Source organism: Streptomyces sp. NPDC048278 (assembly GCF_040652195.1).
Classification (GTDB): domain Bacteria; phylum Actinomycetota; class Actinomycetes; order Streptomycetales; family Streptomycetaceae; genus Streptomyces.
Genome location: NZ_JBEZLP010000042.1, coordinates 1 through 18,562 on the forward strand (window position 1 = coordinate 1; position 18,562 = coordinate 18,562).

Below are 18,562 nucleotides of genomic sequence, written 5' to 3' on the forward strand. Positions count from 1 at the left end.
GCCGGTACCCGGAGCGGGCCACCCGCCGGGGCACCGGCCGCTCGCGCACATAGGTCCCGGAGCCGCCCGTGCGGGAATCCACGCGCCACCGTCACACACCATCCAATGTCGATTAATGAACAAGGACACCGCGCCCCGCCCCGGCCCTTGGCCTATACCCTGTCAGTTTCCTTTCACATGCGGCCGGTTGGGCACGTCGAGCGCTCGAAGCCGGAGTGTTCGGTACATAAGTTGTCGTTCCGGGACGAAGATCCCTCGGTCGCCCGAGGGCGTCAGCTCCGGTCCGGAGCCGGCTCCGCCGCCGCCCGCCCCGGCAGCGCGAACATCAGCAGGAAGATCAGGCCCAGCACCGCGGCCACCCACCCGAGCGCCCCCTGGAAGGCGGTCACGAAGGCCGGCCCGATCCGATCCGGCGTCAGACGGTCGTCGACGGCGCCGTAGAAGACCACCGAGACCAGGCCGAGGCCGAGCGCGTTGCCCATCTGCTGCACGGTGTTGATCAGGCCGGAGGCGGAACCGGCGTGCTCGCGCGGCACCTCCGAGAGCACCGCGTCCGTCAGCGGGGCGACGATCAGACCCATGCCCGCGCCCATCACGACCAGCGGCAGGGCCATCTGCCAGGAGGCGATGGCGAGGCCGTAGCGGTGCGACTCCCCGATGTAGAGCAGGACGCCGAGGACCATCAGCAGCGCGCCGGTCTGGAGCACCTTGCGGCCGAAGCGCGGGACCAGCTTCTGCACGGACATGCCGGCCGCGACCGAGACCGAGATCGAGAACGGCACCCCGGTGAGGCCGGCGTGCAGCGGGCTCCAGCCGAGGCCGATCTGCATGTACAGCGTCCAGACCAGGAAGAAGATGCCGAGCGCGATGCCGAAGACGGTCTGCACGGCGATGCCGGCGGCGAAGCTCTTCACCGCGAACAGCGACGGTTCGACGAGCGGGGAGCCGTCGCGGGCCGCCTTGCGGCGTTCGTGTACGACGAGCACGGCGAAGACGACGAGCGAGCCGGCCATCGACACGTACCCCCACAGCGGCCAGCCCAGCTCACGGCCACGGGTCAGCGGGTAGAGCAGCATCAGCAGGCCGAGGGTGACCAGGGCGACGCCGACGAGGTCCAGCCGCAGCGCGCGCGGAGCCCTGGACTCGCCGATGTACCGGCGGCCCAGGAGCAGGGCGGCGATGCCGACCGGGAGGTTGATCAGGAAGATCGGGCGCCATTCGAGGCCGAACAGGTTCCACTCGGTGAGGAGCGCGCCGAGCAGCGGCCCGGAGACCGCGCCCAGGCCGACGATCGCGCCGAACAGGCCGAAGACCTTGCCGCGTTCGTGGGCCGGGAAGGTGGCGTGCACGATCGACAGGACCTGCGGGACCATCATCGCGGCCATGCCGCCCTGGAGGATGCGGGAGGCGACCAGCATCTCCGGGTTCGCGGCGAAGCCGCAGAGGGCCGAGGCGAGGGTGAAGCCCGCGACTCCGATCAGGAACAGCCGCTTGCGGCCGTGGATGTCGCCGAGCCGGCCGCCGGTGATCAGGCCGGCGGCGAAGGCGAGCGCGTAGCCGGCGGTTATCCACTGGATCTGGCTGAACGAGGCGCCGGCGTCCCGCTGGATGGCGGGGATGGCGATGTTGACGATCGTGACGTCGACGAGGTCCATGAAGGCGGCGGTCATGACGATGGCCAACGCCAGCCAGCGGTGCGGTGCACCGGGGGAGGCCGACGGTTCGAGCGCCGTCGGGGTCGGTGTGGTGGCGTCTGTGCCGGTTCGCTGTGGCTGTTCGCGCACCGCGGCGGAGCCGCTGATCGATACAGTCCCGCGCCCGTTGGGGATGTCGGTGCCGACGTCGGTTGAGGTCATGACGTCACTCTAGGAACCGATTAGGCCAGATCCTGTCCTACTGGTACGGCATCCTCGTCCGTATGACGACAGACACTCCGGCCCGGCTCCTCCAGCTGCTGTCTCTGCTCCAGACGCCCCGCGAGTGGCCCGGCGGTGAGCTCGCCGACCGGCTCCAGGTCTCCCGGCGTACCGTGCGGCGCGACATCGACCGGCTGCGGGAGCTGGGGTATCCGGTGGAGGCCAGCAAGGGGGCCGACGGGGGGTACCGGCTGGTGGCGGGGAAGGCGATGCCGCCGCTGCTGCTCGACGACGAGGAGACCGTCGCCATCGCGGTGGGTCTGCGGGCCGGGGCGGGGCATGCCGTGGCGGGGGTGGACGAGGCGTCGGTACGGGCGCTGGCGAAGCTGGAACAGGTGCTGCCGGCCCGGCTGCGGCACCGGGTGACCACGCTCCAGGCCGCGACCACACCGCTGACCAGCGGGGACGGGGCGAGCATCGCGCCCGAGACGCTGACCGTGATGGCGTCGGCGGTCGCCGGGCGGGAGCGGTTGCGGTTCGCGTACCGGGCGGCGGACGGGAGTGAGACGCGGCGGCAGGCGGAGCCGTACCGGCTGGTGTCGACGGGGCGGCGCTGGTATCTCGTGGCGTACGACCTCGATCGCGACGACTGGCGGACGTTCCGGGTCGACCGGGTGAGCGAGCCGTTCGCCACCGGCGCGCGGTTCGCGCCGCGGGAGATGCCGACGGGGAGTGCGGCGGAGTTCCTGCGGCGGTCCATCCAGCGGCGCCAGGAGACGTACGGGTTCGCCGTCGCGTTCGCCGGGTCGGCGGCGGAGGTGGGGGCGCGACTGCCGGCGTGGCTGGGGACGCCGGTGGAGGAGGAAGGGGGCGGCGGCTGGTGTGTGGTGCGGGGGGAGACCGGGGATCCGGTGGAGTGGCTGGCGGTGCGGTTGGCGATGACGGGGTGTGAGTTCGTGGTGCGGGAGCCGGAGGAACTGGTGGCGTGCGTCAGGGAGTTGGGGGGACGGTTGACCCGGGCCGGGGGTGCGGGTGGGTAGCGGGCCAGGGGGTGGGGACGCTTACCGGCGCTTGCCGGGTGCCCCCGCGCCCACCCGTGCCGCCCTGCGGCACGCCTGCCCGCAGCCAAGAAGCCCCGCAAGGGGCGCGGGGAACTGCGCGCCCAGCCCCCACCGGCCCGCAGCGGAGTGCCTGCCCGCAGCTATGTCTTTGTCTTTCAGGGGCGCGGGGAACTGCGCGAGCAACCCCCACCGACCTGCGGCCGGACCGCGACCGCTACCCGCCGGGGTGCCCCTCCCACGCGAACCCCCGTAGCGCCGCCAGGTTTTGCATGGCCAGGGCTGCCGGGCCCTCCGGCCCCGTGGCGGCGGCCGTGCCCGACGCCCAGGATTCGACGGCCACCCGCACCGCCGCACCGGCCACCGCCGCGGCGAAGCGGAGGTGGCCCGGTGGGGCAACGTTGTCGCCGGGGGCCGACATCCGCTCCGCCAGGATCGACACCAGGAGCTGGTCCGAGGACTGGCACACCTCCGCCCACACCTTGCGCAGCGCCGGGCTGGTGTCGGCCAGGTGGATCAGGGTGCGGACCCATTCCCAGGAGGCCGTGGAGACCCCGGCGCCCGGGGTCAGGGTGTGGCGGACGGCGTGTTCGAGGGCCTCCGGCACGGAGAGGGACGCGGGGGCCGACCGTACCGCCTCCGCCCAGCGGCGGGCGCCCGCCGCGTAGAGCGGGGCGACCGCCTCCTCCTTCGTGGCGAAGTAACGGTAGAACGTGCGGGGCGCGATGCCCGCGGCCTGTGCGATGTCCTCCGCGCGGGTGGCCCGCAGGCCCCGCCGTACGAAGAGGCCCGCCGCCGCCCGGGCGATCTCCATCCGGGTCTCCGCCTTGCGCCGTTCCGTGAGGGAGAGGGGGGCGGTACTGGGGGTGCTCACCTCGGCAGGCTATGCCCATGTGGCAGAATCTGCCATCCGGTGGTTCACCCCGTGGTTCAGGTACGGGGTGAACCACCGTTTCAGCATGCCCGGGGGCACCGGGTCCGGGCAAACGCGGTCCCGCACAGAGGTGGAGCCGGGCTCCGGCACCCGGGGGGGATGGGCGCCGGAGCCCGGCTCTGGGAGAGTCCCGGCGCCGGGGGGGTTGGTGCGTCGGGACGTGGCTTGTGGAGGCGGAGTCGTCGGCGTCGTCGGGGTTGTCCGCGGTGCCGTGGGTGGTCGTGAGCGGTGGCTGCCGTACCGTCAGGAGCCGTCGGTCCCGCGGAGAACGGTCCGCACTGGACCTCAACTCCCGGGCCCTGCATGGTTGTTCCCTACACGTGGAGCGCTGAAGCGGCGGTACCGCGCCATGTTTGCGCCGTCTTTCGCCACCCCGCGCACGCGCCCGGCGTGAGTGGAGCCTCGCGCACACCGGTCACGCGAGTCCCACTCGTGCGAGCCCCACTCCTGCGAACCCCCTGCTCCGCGCAACCCCCTTACGCCGCCGGCTCGAACCCGGTGGACCGGGCCAGCTTCTTCAGTTCGAGGAGCGCGTGCTTCTCGATCTGGCGGATGCGCTCGCGGGTCAGGCCGTGTTCCTTGCCGACCTCGGTCAGCGTGCGCTCACGGCCGTCCTCGATGCCGTACCGCATCTTGATGATCGAGGCCGTGCGCTGGTCCAGGCGGCCGATCAGGTCGTCCAGTTCCTCGCTGCGCAGGAGGGTCAGGACGGACTGCTCGGGGCTGACCGCCGACGTGTCCTCCAGGAGGTCGCCGAACTGGGTGTCGCCGTCGTCGTCCACCGCCATGTTCAGCGAGACCGGGTCGCGGGCCCAGTCCAGCACGTCGATGACGCGCGCCGGGGTGGAGTCGAGCTCGGCGGCGATCTCGGCCGGCTCCGGGTCGCGGCCGTTCTTCCGGTTGAACTCACGCTGGACGCGGCGGATCCGGCCGAGCTCCTCCACCAGGTGGACGGGGAGCCGGATGGTCCGGGACTGGTCGGCGATGGAGCGGGTGATCGCCTGGCGGATCCACCAGGTGGCGTACGTCGAGAACTTGAAGCCCTTGCGGTAGTCGAACTTCTCGACGGCGCGCACCAGGCCGGCGTTGCCCTCCTGGATCAGGTCGAGGAGGGGCAGGCCGCTGCGCGGGTAGCGCCGGGCGACGGCCACGACCAGACGGAGGTTGGAGCGGATGAAGACGTCCTTCGCCCGCTCGCTCTCGGCGACGAGCGCCTCCAGCTCCTCGCGGGTGGCGTCGGACGCGGACTCCTCCTCGCCGTCGAGGACCTGCTGCGCGAACACACCCGCCTCTATGGTCTGGGACAACTCGACTTCCTTGGCGGCGTCGAGGAGCGGTGTGCGCGCGATCTCGTCGAGGTACATGCCGACCAGATCGCGGTCGGCTATCTCGCCGCCATGGCCGCGAACGCCATGGGCGCGAACACTGCTTGCCGAGTCGGCCGCCTCGCCAGTGGCGGTCTTACGACGGGCGACGGCACGGGTTGCCATGCGTGCTCCCTTGCGATGGTGGGCGGGCGGGGTGGTCCTGTCGGTTCTTCTCGGTCCTTCAGTGAATGCTCAGGGTTTGGACTGTCGTCCAGTGCCCGGCATCTGATGGAAACAACGACTGGAATCCGGACAGAATTCCCATGCTGCCCCCCGATTTTTCTGATCATGCAGTACCCTGTGCGACCACGTAGGGAGGCGAGGTGCCGTCGGAACGTACAGAGGTGCAGGTCAGACCGGGAGCCGAGGGGGATCTCGTAGCCCTCACGGAGATCTACAATCACTACGTTCGTGAGACGTCCATCACATTCGACACGGTGGTCTTCACTCCGGAAGAGCGTCGTCCGTGGTTGCTCTCCCACCCGGAAGACGGCCCGTACCGCCTGATGGTTGCCACGTCAGCGGACTCACAGGAGATTCTCGGGTACGCCACATCCAGTCCCTACCGCGCGAAACCGGCCTACGCGACCTCCGTGGAGACCACGGTGTACGTCGCCCCGGGCGCCGGCGGACGGGGTATCGGCACGCTCCTCTACGAGGCCCTCTTCGAGGCGCTGGCGGGCGAGGACCTGCACCGCGCCTACGCGGGCGTCGCGCAGCCGAACGAGGCGTCCGCCCGGCTGCACGGGCGTTTCGACTTCCACCACGTCGGCACGTACCGCGAGGTGGGCCGCAAGTTCGGCCGCTACTGGGACGTGGCCTGGTACGAGAAGCCGCTCTAGACCCCGGTGGCGAAGGCGGCCGTCAGCCGAACTGGACCGACCGCTTCGCCATCCCCATCCAGAACCCGTCGATCACCGACTTCTGCGCGTCCAGCTCGCCGCCCGCCTCCGCCGCGCCCATGGTGACGAAGAGCGGGGCGAAGTGCTCGGTGCGCGGATGGGCGTAGCGGCCGGCCGGGGCCTTGTCGAGGAAGTCGAGCAGGGCGTCCCAGTCGCGGTTCTCCAGGGCCCGGTGCCCCCAGTCGTCGAACTCGGAGGACCAGGTGGGCACCCCGGCGCCGGTGTGGCGCAGGGCGGCCAGGTTGTGGGTGAAGAAGCCGGAGCCGACGATCAGCACGCCCTCGTCGCGCAGCGGGGCGAGCCGGCGGCCGATCTCCATCAGGCGGACCGGGTCGAGGGTGGGCATGGAGATCTGCAGGACCGGGATGTCCGCGGCCGGGAACATCTCCACCAGCGGCACGTAGGCGCCGTGGTCGAGACCGCGGTCCGGGATGTCCTGGACGGGGGTGCCGGGGGCGCGCAGCAGCTTGCGCACGCTCTCGGCCAGCTCCGGTGCGCCGGGAGCGTCGTACCGCACCCGGTAGTAGTGCTCGGGGAAGCCCCAGAAGTCGTAGACGAGGGGGACGGTCCGCACGGCGCCGAGGGCGAGCGGGGCCTCCTCCCAGTGGGCGGAGACCATCAGGATCGCCTTGGGGCGGGCGAGTCCGGCGCTCCAGGCGGCGAGTTCGCCCGGCCAGACGGGGTCGTCGGCGAGCGGCGGCGCGCCGTGGCTCAGATAGAGGGCGGGCATGCGCTCCGGTGCGACGGCGGCGGACATGGCGGCGGCTCCCTCCGGGTACCGGGCTGCCTTCCCGGCCCCATCCTTCGCATTCTGTTTTAACTCTCAAGCTTTCTGGGCACCAGCTTACGCCCCATTTGTTTAAGATTCAAGGAGAGGCCTCGTACAGTGGGACCCATGAATACGGCATCCGGATCCGCCACCACGCAGAGCCGCTGGCTCACCGACCACGAACAGCGCGTCTGGCGCTCGTACCTGCACGCCACGACCCTGCTGGAAGATCATCTGGACCGTCAGCTCCAGCGTGACGCCGGGATGCCGCACATCTACTACGGCCTGCTCGTCGGGCTCGCCGAGGCACCCGGGCGGCGGCTGCGGATGACCGAGCTGGCGATGCGGGCCAAGATCACCCGGTCCCGGCTCTCGCACGCGGTCGCCCGCCTGGAGAAGAACGGCTGGGTGCGGCGGGAGGACTGCCCCTCCGACAAGCGGGGCCAGTTCGCCGTCCTGACCGACGAGGGCACCGAGGTGCTGCGGCGCACCGCGCCGGGCCATGTGGCCGCCGTACGGCAGGCGCTGTTCGAGCGGCTGACGCCGGAACAGCAGCAGGCCCTCGGCGAGATCATGCAGATCGTCGCCGAGGGCCTGCAGCCCAACGAAGCGGGCGCGGACCTGCCCTGGCTCCGCTGAGGAGCTCGGGCAGGTCCGCGTGCGGGTACCCCTGCGGTCCGTCGGTGGGTCGCTCAGTGGCTCAGCGGCTCAGTGGGCGACCACCGGCACCGCCACCTCGTCCTCCACGCCGTCCCCGGAGACCACCGGAGTGGCGCTGGGCTTGCCGGCGTTGACGAAGGTCACCACGATCACCGCGGCCAGCACCAGCATGCCGACGGCGACCCAGATCGCGTTGGCGTAGCCGTGCACGGCGCCCTCCATCTGGACCAGCTGCTGCTGGGACTTGGAGGTCGCGGTCGCGATGTGGTCCTTGATGTACGACGTCGTCGCGGACGCGGCGATCGTGTTCAGCAGGGCCGTACCGATGGCGCCGCCCACCTGCTGCGAGGTGTTGACCATCGCGGAGGCGACACCGGCGTCCCGGGGCTCGACGCCGAGCGTGGCCAGGGACATGGCCGGCATGAACGCCGTACCCATGCCGAGACCGAGCAGCAGCATCGCGGGCAGGATCGTCGAGGCGTACGACGAGCCGATCTCGATCTGGGTCATGACCAGCATGCCGCCCGCGGCGACCAGGAAGCCGGGGCCCATCAGGGTCCGGGCCGGAACCCGGGTCATCAGCCGGGCGCCGATCTGGGTGGAGCCGATCATCATGCCCGCGATCATCGGCAGGAAGGCGAAGCCGGTCTTGATCGGCGAGAAGCCCTTGATGACCTGGAGGTAGTAGGTCAGGAAGAGGAACGTGCCGAACATCGCGATGACCGCGATACCGAGCGAGAGGTAGATACCACCGCGGTTGCGGTCGAGGACCACGCGCAGCGGCAGCAGCGGGGCCTTGATCCGCGTCTCGGTGACGACGAACGCGATCAGCAGCACCGCGGAGGCGACGAACAGGCCGACGGTGGTGACGTCGCCCCAGCCGTCGGACTCGGCGCGGGTGAAGCCGTAGACCAGCGAGACCAGGCCCAGGGTGGACAGGAGCACGCCGGGGATGTCGAGCGGGTTGCGGTTGCGACCGCCCTCCGGCTCACGGATGACGAAGTACGCGCCGAGCGCGGCGACGATGGCGAACGGGATGTTCACGAAGAACGTCCAGCGCCAGTCCAGGTACTCGGTGAGCACACCGCCGAGGATGAAGCCGACGGCGCCGCCGCCACCGGCGATCGCACCGTAGATGCCGAAGGCCTTGGCGCGCTCCTTGGCGTCCGTGAACATCACGGCGAGCAGGGAGAGGGCGGCCGGGGCGAGCATGGCGCCGAAGACACCCTGCAGGGCGCGGGCGCCGAACATCATCGCGCCGCTGGTCGCGGCGCCGCCGAGCGCGGAGGCCGCGGCGAAGCCGGTCAGGCCTATGACGAAGGCCCGCTTGCGGCCCCACAGGTCGGCGATCCGGCCGCCGAACAGGAGGAGACCGCCGAAGGCGAGGGCGTAGGCCGTGACGACCCACTGCCGGTTGCCGTCGGAGATGCCCAGGTCGGTCTGGGCGGAGGGCAGCGCGATGTTCACGATGGTGGCGTCGAGGACGACCATCAGCTGGGCGAGCGCGATGAAGACCAGCGCTTTCCAGCGGTTGGCGTCACCGGACGGTGCCGGTGCGCCGGGAGCCTTGGCGGCTGTTTCAGACATGGGGGTACCCACTTCGTGACTTCGTGACGGAAAGTCGATGGTTCGTGACGGAAAAATGGATCGGTGCAGGGCCGGGGCGTGTGAGGTGAGACCGGTACGCGGTCCGAAACTGATCGGCCCTACGGGACTGGGACTGTGCTGTGGCTCTCGGTCGTTCAGGCCTGGCGCAGGTCCTCCATGGTCACGGCCGTGCCCGGCAGGGCGGAGCGGGCCGGGGCCCGCAGCCCGTCCAGGAACAGCTGCAGATGACGGTGGACGAAGCGGTCACTGACCAGGCAGTCGGTGCCGAACGGAGGCCGGCTGAGCTGGGCCACGACGATCATCACGTCGCCGACGCCCACGTCCGGACGGAGCTGTCCGGCCGCCTTGGCCCGGTCCATGAGCTGCCCGATGAGCTGCTCGCACCGCTGACGTGCCGCTTCCAGGTCGGGGTGGTTCCGGTCGAAGGTGCTGGAGACCATGGGGCACAGCGCGCTGACCCGCTCGTCGGCGGACGTGTGCACGAAGTGCTCCAGCGCCTCGAAGGCGTCCCCGCTCTCCGCGAGCGCCAGTTCGGCCGCCTCGGACGTCCGGTCCATCACGGAGCAGACGACCTCGCGGACGAGCGCGTCGCGGTCGGGGAAGTTGCGGTACACCGTGGCGTTGCCGACGCCGGCCCGGCGGGCGATGTCGTCGAGCGGCACGTCGGGGCCGTACTCGGTGAACATCTCGCGGGCGGCGGTGACGATCCGCTCCCGGTTGCGCAGGGCGTCGGCGCGGGGCCGGGGTGCCTTGCGCACGGCGGGGAGGGCGGTCGCGGTCTGCACGGCGTACTCCTGGTCTGTCGGTTTCCGCGATCCGGGGAGGCGTTCCCCGTTTCGCGCGGACACAGGTCTAAACGGGGAGACGGTCCCCGGTTATTTCCCCACCTTCTCCGAATTTCACGTGACCTGAGTCACACCGCCGAGCCGTGCCGTCCCGCTCCGGTGAATCCCACGATCGGCCCCTCCAGCGCGCGCCCGCCGCCCCGCCGACACAGGGTGATCCAGAGGGTGCAGCCGGAGACCGGCGGCTGCCGTGGCGCGAAAGGCCCATGCATGCAGCCGCAGCCCAGCCGCCGTACCGCACCCCGCCGCCGTACACCGTCGTCCCGCCGCCCGGCTTCGGCCGGCGGTCGTGCGATACGGCCGGGCCGCCGCATACGCCCCCGCCGTGCGGTCTGCCTCGCCGCCGTGGCCGCGCTGATCCTCGCGGTCGGCACCTCGGCGGGCACCGGGCACCTCACGGCGGACCCCACACCGGCCGGCGCCGGTCCGATCGCGCTGGCCCGCTCGTCCGTCTACGGCCCCTGCATGATCAGCGGCGGCCACGAGATCCAGATGACCGAGGGCGTCCCCACCCCCGCCGGCTACTCCCGCTCCACCGGCACCGTGCACGCCCTCACCCTGATGGTCGACTTCCCCGACGCGCCCGGCCAGGGCAGCGCGCTCGACCGCTACCACGAGTTCTTCCCGCAGACCCAGGACTGGTTCCGCACCGCCTCCTACGGCAAGCTCGACTACCGGCCCGCCGCCCCGATCGACCACTGGCTGCGGATGCCGAAGCCGTTCAGCGCCTACGGCATAGAGCGCGGCGCGCCCTTCGACCCCGGCTACCGGCAGCTGGTCCAGGACATCGTGGCCGCCGCCGACCCCGACGTGGACTTCCGGTCGTACGACCTCCTGAACATCCTGGTCACCCCGAACGCCGGCCCCTCCGCCCTGGACACCGTGCTGTCGGTGACGTTCGCGGGCAACGGCGACGCCCCGGTCGCCGACGGCACGCCGGTCGCCAACGCCTCCTTCGTCTACTCCCGCCAGGACGACGGCTCCGGCTCCTACGCCCGCACCGGCTACCGGGTCCTCCCCCACGAGAACGGCCACGTCTTCGGCCTGCCCGACCTCTACACCCAGGAGGGCGGGGGCGCGGTCGGGCACTGGGACATCATGAGCGAGGACTGGGGCGCCGACAACGACCTCCTCGCCTGGCACAAGTGGAAGCTGGGCTGGCTCGACCCCGACCAGGTCAGCTGCGCGTCCGCCCGCGGCGGCACCGAGTACACGATCACCCCGCTGTCCCGGCCCGGCGGTCGCAAGCTCGTCTTCGTACCGGTCGACGCGCGCACCGGCTACGCCCTGGAGGTCCGCACCAAGGGCGGCAACGACGAGGAGATCTGCCGCCCCGGCGTCCTCGTCTACAAGGTCGACGCGAACATCGACACCGGACGCGGCCCGATCAAGGTGTACGACGCCCACCGCGACTCCGGCGGCTGCACCCGCAGCCCCAACGTCCAGGCGGAACTCTCCGACGCCCCGTTCGGCCCGGGCGAGAGCTTCAAGGACCCCGCGCACGGGATCGAGGTGCGGGTGACGGGGGTGGACGGGGAGGGGGACTACCAGGTGCGGGTGACACGGCGGTAGGAGGCAGGGGCAGCGAGGGTGGCGAGCGGGGCCGGGTGGGCTGCCGGACCCGGACCGGGACCCGGCGCCGGCCGGGTGGGCCACGGTCTACCGTAGGCGTGCGCTGCCGAGATCACCGAGACTGCCGAGACCGCCGAGACCGCCGACGCCCAGACCGTGGAGAACGCTGAGACCGCTGACGTCCAGACCCTTGAGACCGCCGGCGTCGAGACCGCCGAACCGCTGACGTTGAGACCGCTGACGCCGAAACCGCCGGCGTCGAGACCGCTGAGATCGCGCACCCCGTCGTATCGGAGCCGGAGAGTAGATGACCGCCCCCTTGCCCTCCTCCGCCGTGGCGCACGAGCCGCCTGCCGAGGCGGTGGCGCCGTTGATCCGGGGCGTGGCGGTGCTGGAGGCGCTGACCGAGGCGGGCGGGACGCTGAGCGCGAGCGCGCTGGAACGGCGTACCGGCCTCGCCCGCTCCACGGTGGACCGCATCACCGCGACCCTCGCCCGCATGGGATACCTCCGCCAGGACGGCCGGGACGCGGTGCTCACCCCGCGGGTGATGGAGCTGGGCAACGCCTACCTGGCCGCGCTGCGCCTGCCCGCGCTCCTCGACGCGCATGCCGACGCCGTCGCCGACGAACTGGACGAGTCGGTGTCCCTCGCGGTCGCCGACCGGGACGGCATCCGGTTCATCCACCAGGCGACCCGGCGCCGCGCGATGTCCGTCAGCTTCCGCATCGGCGACCTGCTGCCGGCCGAACGCACCGCCCCCGGCCTGCTGTTCGCGGCCGAGTGGACCGAGCGGGAGTGGGCGGACTGGCGGGCGCGGCGCGCCGCGGACCCGACGGACGCGGGCTTCCCCGCCGTACCGCCCCGGAACCCGGCCGCCGACGACGACTTCGAGGCGCGGACCGCGCGGGCCCGGCGCGGTGGCTGGGCCCTGGACGACCAGCTGGTCGAACCGGGCCTGGTCGCGGTGTCCGTCCCGGTGCGCGACCCGGGCACCGGACGGGTCGCGTGCGTGGCGAGCGTCGTCAGCCACACCAGCCGCCACACGGCGGCGGACCTGCGCGAGACCCTGCTCCCCCGGCTGCGTACGGCGGTGACGGCGATGGAGGCGGAGCTGCGCGCGGACGAGGCCCGGCCCGCGGAGCCCGGCCCGCCGCCCTCCGGCCTCGCCGTCTGGACCACCGCGTCGAAGCACGAGCTCGGCCGCGACTTCGTGGAATCGCTGGCCCGGGGTCTGACGGTCCTCACCGCCTTCGGCGAGGGCCGCCCGTCGCTGACCCTGACCGACGTGGCGAAGGCGACCGGACTGGCCCGGGCGACGGCCCGGCGGGCCCTGATCACGTACGAGCACCTGGGCCTGGTGACCGCGGACGGCCGCGAGTTCGCCCTCACCCCCCGGGTGCTGTCCCTGGGCTACCCCCCGCTGTCCCGCACCACCCTCGCCCGCCTCGCGGCCCCCCGGCTGCGCGCCCTCGCGGACCGGCTCGACGAGCCGACGGCCCTGGCGGTCCTGGTCCCGAGCGGGCCGGGCGGCGATCCGGCGGAGATCCAGTACGTCGCGGTGGCCGCCGCGAGCCGGGGCGTCCTGACCGTGGACATCACCGTCGGCACCCGGCTGCCGGCCGGCCGTACGGCACTCGGCCGGGCGTTGCTGGGCCTCACCGGACCGGACGGATACGCACTGGCGGACGAGGAGCTGGAGTCGGGCCTGCGCTCGATCGCGGTACCGGTACGGGACCGGGCGGGCCGCCCGGTCGCCGCCGTCAACGTGGCCACCCACGCGGCCCGCCGCACCCTGGCGGAATGCGTGAGCGAGGTGCTGCCCGCCCTGCACGACACGGCCGCCCGGATCCAGGACGACCTGCACATCGCGTCCCGCTTCACCCACGTCCCGCTGTCCTGACCCCGGCGCGGAGCCGGCCAGGCCGGTCGGTCGGCCGGCCGCGGCAGGCGGTGCTCTGTTCGGTCTGCTCAGGGAGGCGGGTCGGCCGGTGGAGGGGTTGTCCGTCCGGCCCCGCGCCGATTCAGGGACGGCGGACGTCCGGCGCGTTCCCTGGTGGTGCCCTGGTCACTCGGCGTGTGGGGCGGCTCGGCCGTGGAGCGTCACGAAGGTCAGCAGTGCGGAGAACAGTGCGGCCGAGCCGCAGACGACGAAGCCGATCGAGTAGCCGTGGCCGAGCGCGTCCAGGGCGAGCGGGTGCAGGTCGGCCAGGGTCGGTGAGGCCTCCGCGGCACCGTTCACCGCGAGCGGACCGCCCTCTTCCAGCACGGCCGTGCCCGCGCCTTTGAGCGCCTGCGGCAGAGCGGAGTCATGCAGGGACGCGGAGAAACTGCTTGCCGCCCGGCTCAGGGCCACGGCGCCGATGACCGCCGGGCCGAGGGTGAAGCCGAAGTCCCGCAGCAGGTTGGTGGTGGCGCTCGCCATGCCGGCGAGGTGCACCGGCACGGTGTTGACGGCCGTTGCGGTGATCGACGAGACGGTGATCGCGAAGCCCAGGCCGACCAGACCGAGCGGCAGGATCAGCGAGGTGAAGGAGGTGTCGGTGATCGGCAGCGTGGCCGCCCAGTAGTCGCCCGCCGCGATCAACAGCAGTCCCGCGCCCAGCAGCAGTCCCGGCGCCACCGTTCTCAACAGCCGTTCCGTCAGCGGCAGCATCACCAGGGTGATGCCGTTGAGCAGGACGAAGGCCAGGGCCGTCCGCATCGGAGCCTGGTCCTGCACCGGGCCGAGCCGGATGCTCACGGAGTAGGCGGTGCCCAGGAAGGCGAACATCCCGACCACGGCCACGACCGAGGCCACCGCGAAGGCGCGGTTGCGGAACAGGTCCAGGCGGAGGAGCGGGGACTTCGCGCGCCTCTCGGCCAGGACGAAGGCGGCGAGGAAGACGGCCGCCAGGACGAAGGCGACGACGATCGAGGGCGAGGCCCACCCGTCCGTGGGGCCCTGGATGATGGCGTAGAGGAGCGAGAACAGGCCGAGGCCGATGGTCAGTTGGCCCGCCACGTCCAGTGAACGTCCTTCGGGGGCACTGGAGTCGACGGCGAACAGGGCGCTGACGGCGGCACTCGCCACGGCGACGGCGGTGACCACGACGAAGGACCATCGCCAGGAGCCGTAGGTGGCGGTGATGCCGCCGAGCAGAGGGGCGAGGAACCCGCCGGTGGAGAGCAGGGCCGCCCACATCGCGATGACCCGGGCCCGCTGCGCGGGCGAGGTGGTGCCGGCGGCCAGGATGGCCAGCGAGGTCGGGAACAGGCCTGCGGCGCCCAGACCTGCCAGAGCCTGCCCGGCCCAGAGCTGGTGGATACCGGAGGCGGTGGCGCTGACCAGCTCGCCCACGGCCAGCAGTGCGGCGCCGCCGATCAGCAGCCGCTTGCGGCCGAAGAGGTCGCCGAGCAGGCCGAAGGTCAGCTCCAGTACGGCGACCGGCAGCAGGAAGGCGTCGGAGATCCAGGTGAGCTGGGAGCCGACCGGGTGCAGGTCGGACTGGAACAGCCCGTTGAGGGTGGCCGGTATGGCCAGGCCTATCTGGGCGAGGCAGACGGCGAGGAGACCGGCGACCAGGGTGCCGGTGGTCAGACTGCGGCCGACGGTGGTTCTGGCGGAGGGTTCGGTCGTCATGGACACGGAGGCTCCTGAGGCACGCGGGTTCGGGACGGGGAGAGGGCTCTCGGGGATCAGCGGGTGCCGGTCAGGCGGGGCGGCCGGAAGTCGGTGAAGGCGGCGCCGTCGAGGCCCAGTTCGTCGGCGCTGTGCTGGAGTTCGGCGGTGGTGGCGGAGTCGTCCCAGCGCCCGGTGTCCAGCCGGTGCTCCACGGCGTGCAGCCCGGCGACCACTTCGGCGGTGGTGAAGTTGCAGTGGCTCTGGCGGGCCACATAGGCCTGTCGCAGCAGCGCGGAGTCGCCGGACCGGCGCACCCGCCCGGCGAAGGCCGACTCCTGCTCGACGGGCACGAGTTGGTCGGCGGTGGTGTGGATGTCGAGCAGCGGCACGGCCAGCCCCTGGCCGGCCGTGGACGTCCGCTTCAAATGGGCCACCGCGGCCGGGTCGGCCGAGATGTCCGCACCGCGGGTGAGCCGGTTCAGGTCGGTCCGCAGATCGAGTCCTGCGTCGCGGTACAACGCCCTGACCTGCTTGGCATGGCTGGACTTGCGCAGCAGGCCGGCGTAGTCGACGCCCTTGTTCCAGGAGGTGTTGCCGCCGGCGGACTGCTCCACCGACCAGCGCGCCGGGACGATGAACCCGAGCAGGCCCTGGGCCAGCCATGCGTACTGCTGCTCCTCCTGGCCCGCGAAGTCGTCACGGGCGGGCGGCTGTTGGCCCGGGGCCCAGTCGGTCAGGTTGAGGTAGGCGGCGGCCAGGGCGATCCGGGCGCGTCCCGTGGGGGCCTGCTGCGCCGTCTCCACCGCCTTCGTGAGCCGGTCGGCGAGGGCCGCGCCGTCGGCCTGGCTGTCCAGGTTCACGAGCTCGTCGGCGTCGGCCGGGTCGAAGAACGTGGCCAGGGTGTACTCGGCGTCCAGCTGGTAGTTGTCCAGATCCACGCCGCCCGCGACCAGGCCGCACAGGCCGAGTGCGCCGTCGACGCCGTCAACGCCGTCAACGCCGTCAACGCCGTCGACGCGTCCCGCGCCGTCGCGGGCGAGCTGGGCGTTGACGAGGCCGCCCATGGACTGGCCCACCGAGATGACCCGGGTCGGCGTGCCGACCTGTCGCCGGAAGGCGGTGAGCGCCGCGAACTGGTCCCGCTCGGCCGAGTCGAGCGCCCACATCGAGCCGTTCGGGTCGTAGGAGGAGCCGACGAGTGCGTAGCCGGCGTCCAGCAGTGCCTGGCGCGCCGCGGCCGACGGGGCGTCGGCCGCGGTGGTCGGTCCGAAGCCGTGGCTGAACAGCAGCAGGCTGCCGTTCCACTGCGCGGGTCTGTCCGCGATCCAGGTGGCGCCGTCGGACAGGGTCCCGGAGTAGTGGTCGGCGCTCGCGGCATGGGCGCCGGTCGCCGGTCCGATCAGGGTGGTCGCGAGGGCGGTCGCGCAGGCGACGGCGAAGGTCGAGAAACGGGGTCGGGGCATGACGGCGGCTCCGCGAGTCGAGGGGGGACCGAGCGAGGGAGCGAGGGAGCGGAGGGGAGGAGCGAGGGAGGGGGAGCGGAGGGGAGGAGCGAGGGGGGCGAGCGCTGCGAATGTAGGGCTCTTTTTTCATAGCCGTCAATACACTGCCCAACATTGAGACAGGCGGGTCCGCGTCCGGACGCGTGGGGCCGGGCGCGGATCAGCCCAGCGGCAGAACGTCGAGCAGCCGGGCGGCCACCCGCGCGGCCGGGCGCTCCCAGCGGCCGGCCAGGCCACGGAAGACGGTCTCCGCCTCGGCGGCGGGCCAGTCCTTCGGAAGGTGCTCGGCGGGCAGATGCGGATCCCGTCGCACCAGGTCCAGCCAGTCGGTGTGCAACAGGAGCTGACCTGCGAGTTCATCGCCCGAGAGCGCCGCGGGAAGCGGGTCGGTGCGGTCCCATCGCGCCACGAACGCCCGGTACCGGGCACCGATGGCCGGCACGTCGAAGGCCTGCTCCAGCACCTCCCGGACACCGGTCGGCGACTCCACCTCCGCCCGGAACACCCGCAGGTACGGTTCCAGGCCGAGATCCGCCACCATCTCGCGGACGTCGACCCGCGCCGGGGCCACCCACAGGCCGTTCTGCAGGGGGCCGAAGCCCGCCCAGATCAGCCGGGAGCGCAGGTCGTGCCGTTCGCGACTCCACGCCTCGGGCAGCGAGAAGCCCACCATCGTCCAGCGGCCGTCCCAGTCCCGGTTCACCGCACCGGTACGCCAGATGCGGTCCCTGCCGTCCGTCAGCACCTGGACGGCGTGCGGCGTCAGCCCGAAGTAGGCCTTCCGCCCCTGCCGATGACGCTCCAGCAGGCCGCGCTTGACCATCCGGTTCAGGGTGGTCCGCACGGCCTCCTCCGTACTTCCCAGCCTCCCGAGAGCGGCGATCACACTGCCCGACGACACGGCGATGGACCGCTCCAGTACATGAGCGCCGAAGAAGGTCAGCATCAGGGACTGGGTACGCGGCTCGGGACCGCTCTCAGCGGCAGATCCGACGGCGACATCAGCACTGGTCACCGCCACAGCCTAGGCCCGAAGCGGACACGCACCGTTTCCCCCACCACAAAAATTGCCATTCTCGTGACGGCAGTCGCCATTTTGCCACACAACTCCGATCAACACGCAGAGCTGGAGCGCACACGGGGGGAGCCGCTCGGGCCCACGCCAGACACCTGGCCGACGACAGCCGACGGTCGACGCCGAAGCGGACGCCGACCACGCGGAACAAAACGAACCAACCACTCCCCCTCCACCCCTCTCACCATCCACCAACCGTTCCGCACCAACGCCAGAACCCGCAGCTCAGAACCCTCCCCTCCCATCACCGCCCCCTTCGACACCGATCCCTGCAACCCTCCCCCGCCCACATCCGCTACCCTGTCCTTGGTCAGTAGTCGGTACACCACGCCGCCCGCCCAAGCAGCAACGCGGACAACGTGACACCACCACTGACCAGTGGGTTTGTGTCTTTACCCTGGAACTGTCCCCAGGACTTTCCAACAAGGTTCTCCACAAACCCCCGCCTTCGTAGCTCAGGGGATAGAGCACCGCTCTCCTAAAGCGGGTGTCGCAGGTTCGAATCCTGCCGGGGGCACAGCGCATTACGCCGCTGACCTGCGATTTCTCCCCAGGGAGGCGCTCTATTCGGCCTCGGACTCCTCGTCCGGGGCCGTTTGCGTGAGCGGACGGAGAGTTGATCTCCGGAATTTCTCCCAGCGGATCAGTACCATCCGGCACGGACTCCTGGGCGGGATGCTGCGTGTCGTCGGGCTCCGGCTCCGCTTCGGGGGCGGTGCTCTCGGAGGTGGCGCGGGCGCGCGGGACGAGCCGGGCTGCGGCCTCTGCGATCGCCAGTCCGCTTACGACAGACTGATCGAGAACGCTCAA

General features: G+C 71.7%; 14 protein-coding genes and 1 tRNA gene. 6 read left to right on the forward strand and 9 right to left on the reverse strand.

The window, feature by feature from the left end:
* Positions 1 to 272 precede the first annotated feature (272 nt).
* Positions 273 to 1,670, reverse strand: coding sequence for an MFS transporter (locus AB0D74_RS43220; RefSeq protein WP_362599846.1), 1,398 nt, complete (start codon positions 1,668 to 1,670; stop codon positions 273 to 275).
* A 248-nt stretch (positions 1,671 to 1,918) separates the two neighbouring features.
* On the opposite strand from AB0D74_RS43220, the gene AB0D74_RS43225 reads away from it, so the two are divergent.
* Positions 1,919 to 2,896 (forward strand): YafY family protein, encoded by a 978-nt coding sequence (locus AB0D74_RS43225; protein WP_362599708.1) that lies wholly within the window; start codon positions 1,919 to 1,921, stop codon positions 2,894 to 2,896.
* A 235-nt stretch (positions 2,897 to 3,131) separates the two neighbouring features.
* On the opposite strand, the gene AB0D74_RS43230 is transcribed toward AB0D74_RS43225, so the two are convergent.
* Both AB0D74_RS43230 and AB0D74_RS43235 read right to left on the reverse strand, forming a co-directional pair.
* The gene (locus AB0D74_RS43230) at positions 3,132 to 3,728 is read right to left on the reverse strand and encodes a TetR family transcriptional regulator (RefSeq protein WP_362599848.1); all 597 of its coding nucleotides are present in this window, start codon (positions 3,726 to 3,728) and stop codon (positions 3,132 to 3,134) included.
* A gap of 596 nt (positions 3,729 to 4,324) precedes the next feature.
* Positions 4,325 to 5,338 (reverse strand): sigma-70 family RNA polymerase sigma factor, encoded by a 1,014-nt coding sequence (locus AB0D74_RS43235; RefSeq protein ID WP_362599710.1) that lies wholly within the window; start codon positions 5,336 to 5,338, stop codon positions 4,325 to 4,327.
* 200 nt (positions 5,339 to 5,538) lie between these two features.
* Between AB0D74_RS43235 and AB0D74_RS43240 the strand changes: the two genes are divergently transcribed.
* Positions 5,539 to 6,057 (forward strand): N-acetyltransferase family protein, encoded by a 519-nt coding sequence (locus tag AB0D74_RS43240; RefSeq protein ID WP_362599712.1) that lies wholly within the window; start codon positions 5,539 to 5,541, stop codon positions 6,055 to 6,057.
* A 22-nt stretch (positions 6,058 to 6,079) separates the two neighbouring features.
* On the opposite strand, the gene AB0D74_RS43245 is transcribed toward AB0D74_RS43240, so the two are convergent.
* Positions 6,080 to 6,874 carry a class III extradiol ring-cleavage dioxygenase gene (locus AB0D74_RS43245; RefSeq protein WP_362599714.1) on the reverse strand — a complete coding sequence of 265 codons (795 nt, stop codon included), beginning with the start codon at positions 6,872 to 6,874 and terminating at the stop codon, positions 6,080 to 6,082.
* A 138-nt stretch (positions 6,875 to 7,012) separates the two neighbouring features.
* Between AB0D74_RS43245 and AB0D74_RS43250 the strand changes: the two genes are divergently transcribed.
* Positions 7,013 to 7,525: a MarR family transcriptional regulator gene (locus AB0D74_RS43250; RefSeq protein WP_362599716.1), complete on the forward strand. Its 513-nt coding sequence runs from the start codon at positions 7,013 to 7,015 to the stop codon at positions 7,523 to 7,525.
* Between the two features lie 69 nt (positions 7,526 to 7,594).
* On the opposite strand, the gene AB0D74_RS43255 is transcribed toward AB0D74_RS43250, so the two are convergent.
* Complete coding sequence (locus AB0D74_RS43255; protein ID WP_362599718.1) at positions 7,595 to 9,133, reverse strand: MFS transporter; 1,539 nt, start codon at positions 9,131 to 9,133, stop codon at positions 7,595 to 7,597.
* A gap of 155 nt (positions 9,134 to 9,288) precedes the next feature.
* On the reverse strand, positions 9,289 to 9,939 hold the full coding sequence (locus AB0D74_RS43260) for a TetR/AcrR family transcriptional regulator (protein WP_362599720.1): 651 nt from the start codon (positions 9,937 to 9,939) through the stop codon (positions 9,289 to 9,291).
* Positions 9,940 to 10,209: 270 nt separating this feature from the next.
* Here AB0D74_RS43260 and AB0D74_RS43265 point away from each other — a divergent pair, with 270 nt between their 5' ends.
* Positions 10,210 to 11,571 (forward strand): M6 family metalloprotease domain-containing protein, encoded by a 1,362-nt coding sequence (locus AB0D74_RS43265; RefSeq protein WP_362599721.1) that lies wholly within the window; start codon positions 10,210 to 10,212, stop codon positions 11,569 to 11,571.
* Between the two features lie 307 nt (positions 11,572 to 11,878).
* A complete protein-coding gene (locus AB0D74_RS43270; protein ID WP_362599723.1) occupies positions 11,879 to 13,474 on the forward strand; it encodes an IclR family transcriptional regulator C-terminal domain-containing protein in 1,596 nt (531 codons plus the stop codon).
* A gap of 165 nt (positions 13,475 to 13,639) precedes the next feature.
* Here the strand turns inward: AB0D74_RS43270 and AB0D74_RS43275 are convergent, their stop codons facing one another.
* The 3 genes from AB0D74_RS43275 to AB0D74_RS43285 all read right to left on the reverse strand — a co-directional run bounded on the left by AB0D74_RS43275 (position 13,640) and on the right by AB0D74_RS43285 (position 17,698).
* A complete protein-coding gene (locus AB0D74_RS43275) occupies positions 13,640 to 15,193 on the reverse strand; it encodes an MFS transporter (protein WP_362599725.1) in 1,554 nt (517 codons plus the stop codon).
* Between the two features lie 56 nt (positions 15,194 to 15,249).
* Entirely contained in the window at positions 15,250 to 16,638 is a 1,389-nt protein-coding gene (locus AB0D74_RS43280) for an alpha/beta hydrolase (protein ID WP_362599727.1), read from the reverse strand.
* 199 nt (positions 16,639 to 16,837) lie between these two features.
* Complete coding sequence (locus tag AB0D74_RS43285) at positions 16,838 to 17,698, reverse strand: PaaX family transcriptional regulator C-terminal domain-containing protein (protein ID WP_362599729.1); 861 nt, start codon at positions 17,696 to 17,698, stop codon at positions 16,838 to 16,840.
* Between the two features lie 498 nt (positions 17,699 to 18,196).
* Here AB0D74_RS43285 and AB0D74_RS43290 point away from each other — a divergent pair.
* A tRNA-Arg gene (locus AB0D74_RS43290) sits at positions 18,197 to 18,269 on the forward strand.
* Positions 18,270 to 18,562 lie beyond the last annotated feature (293 nt).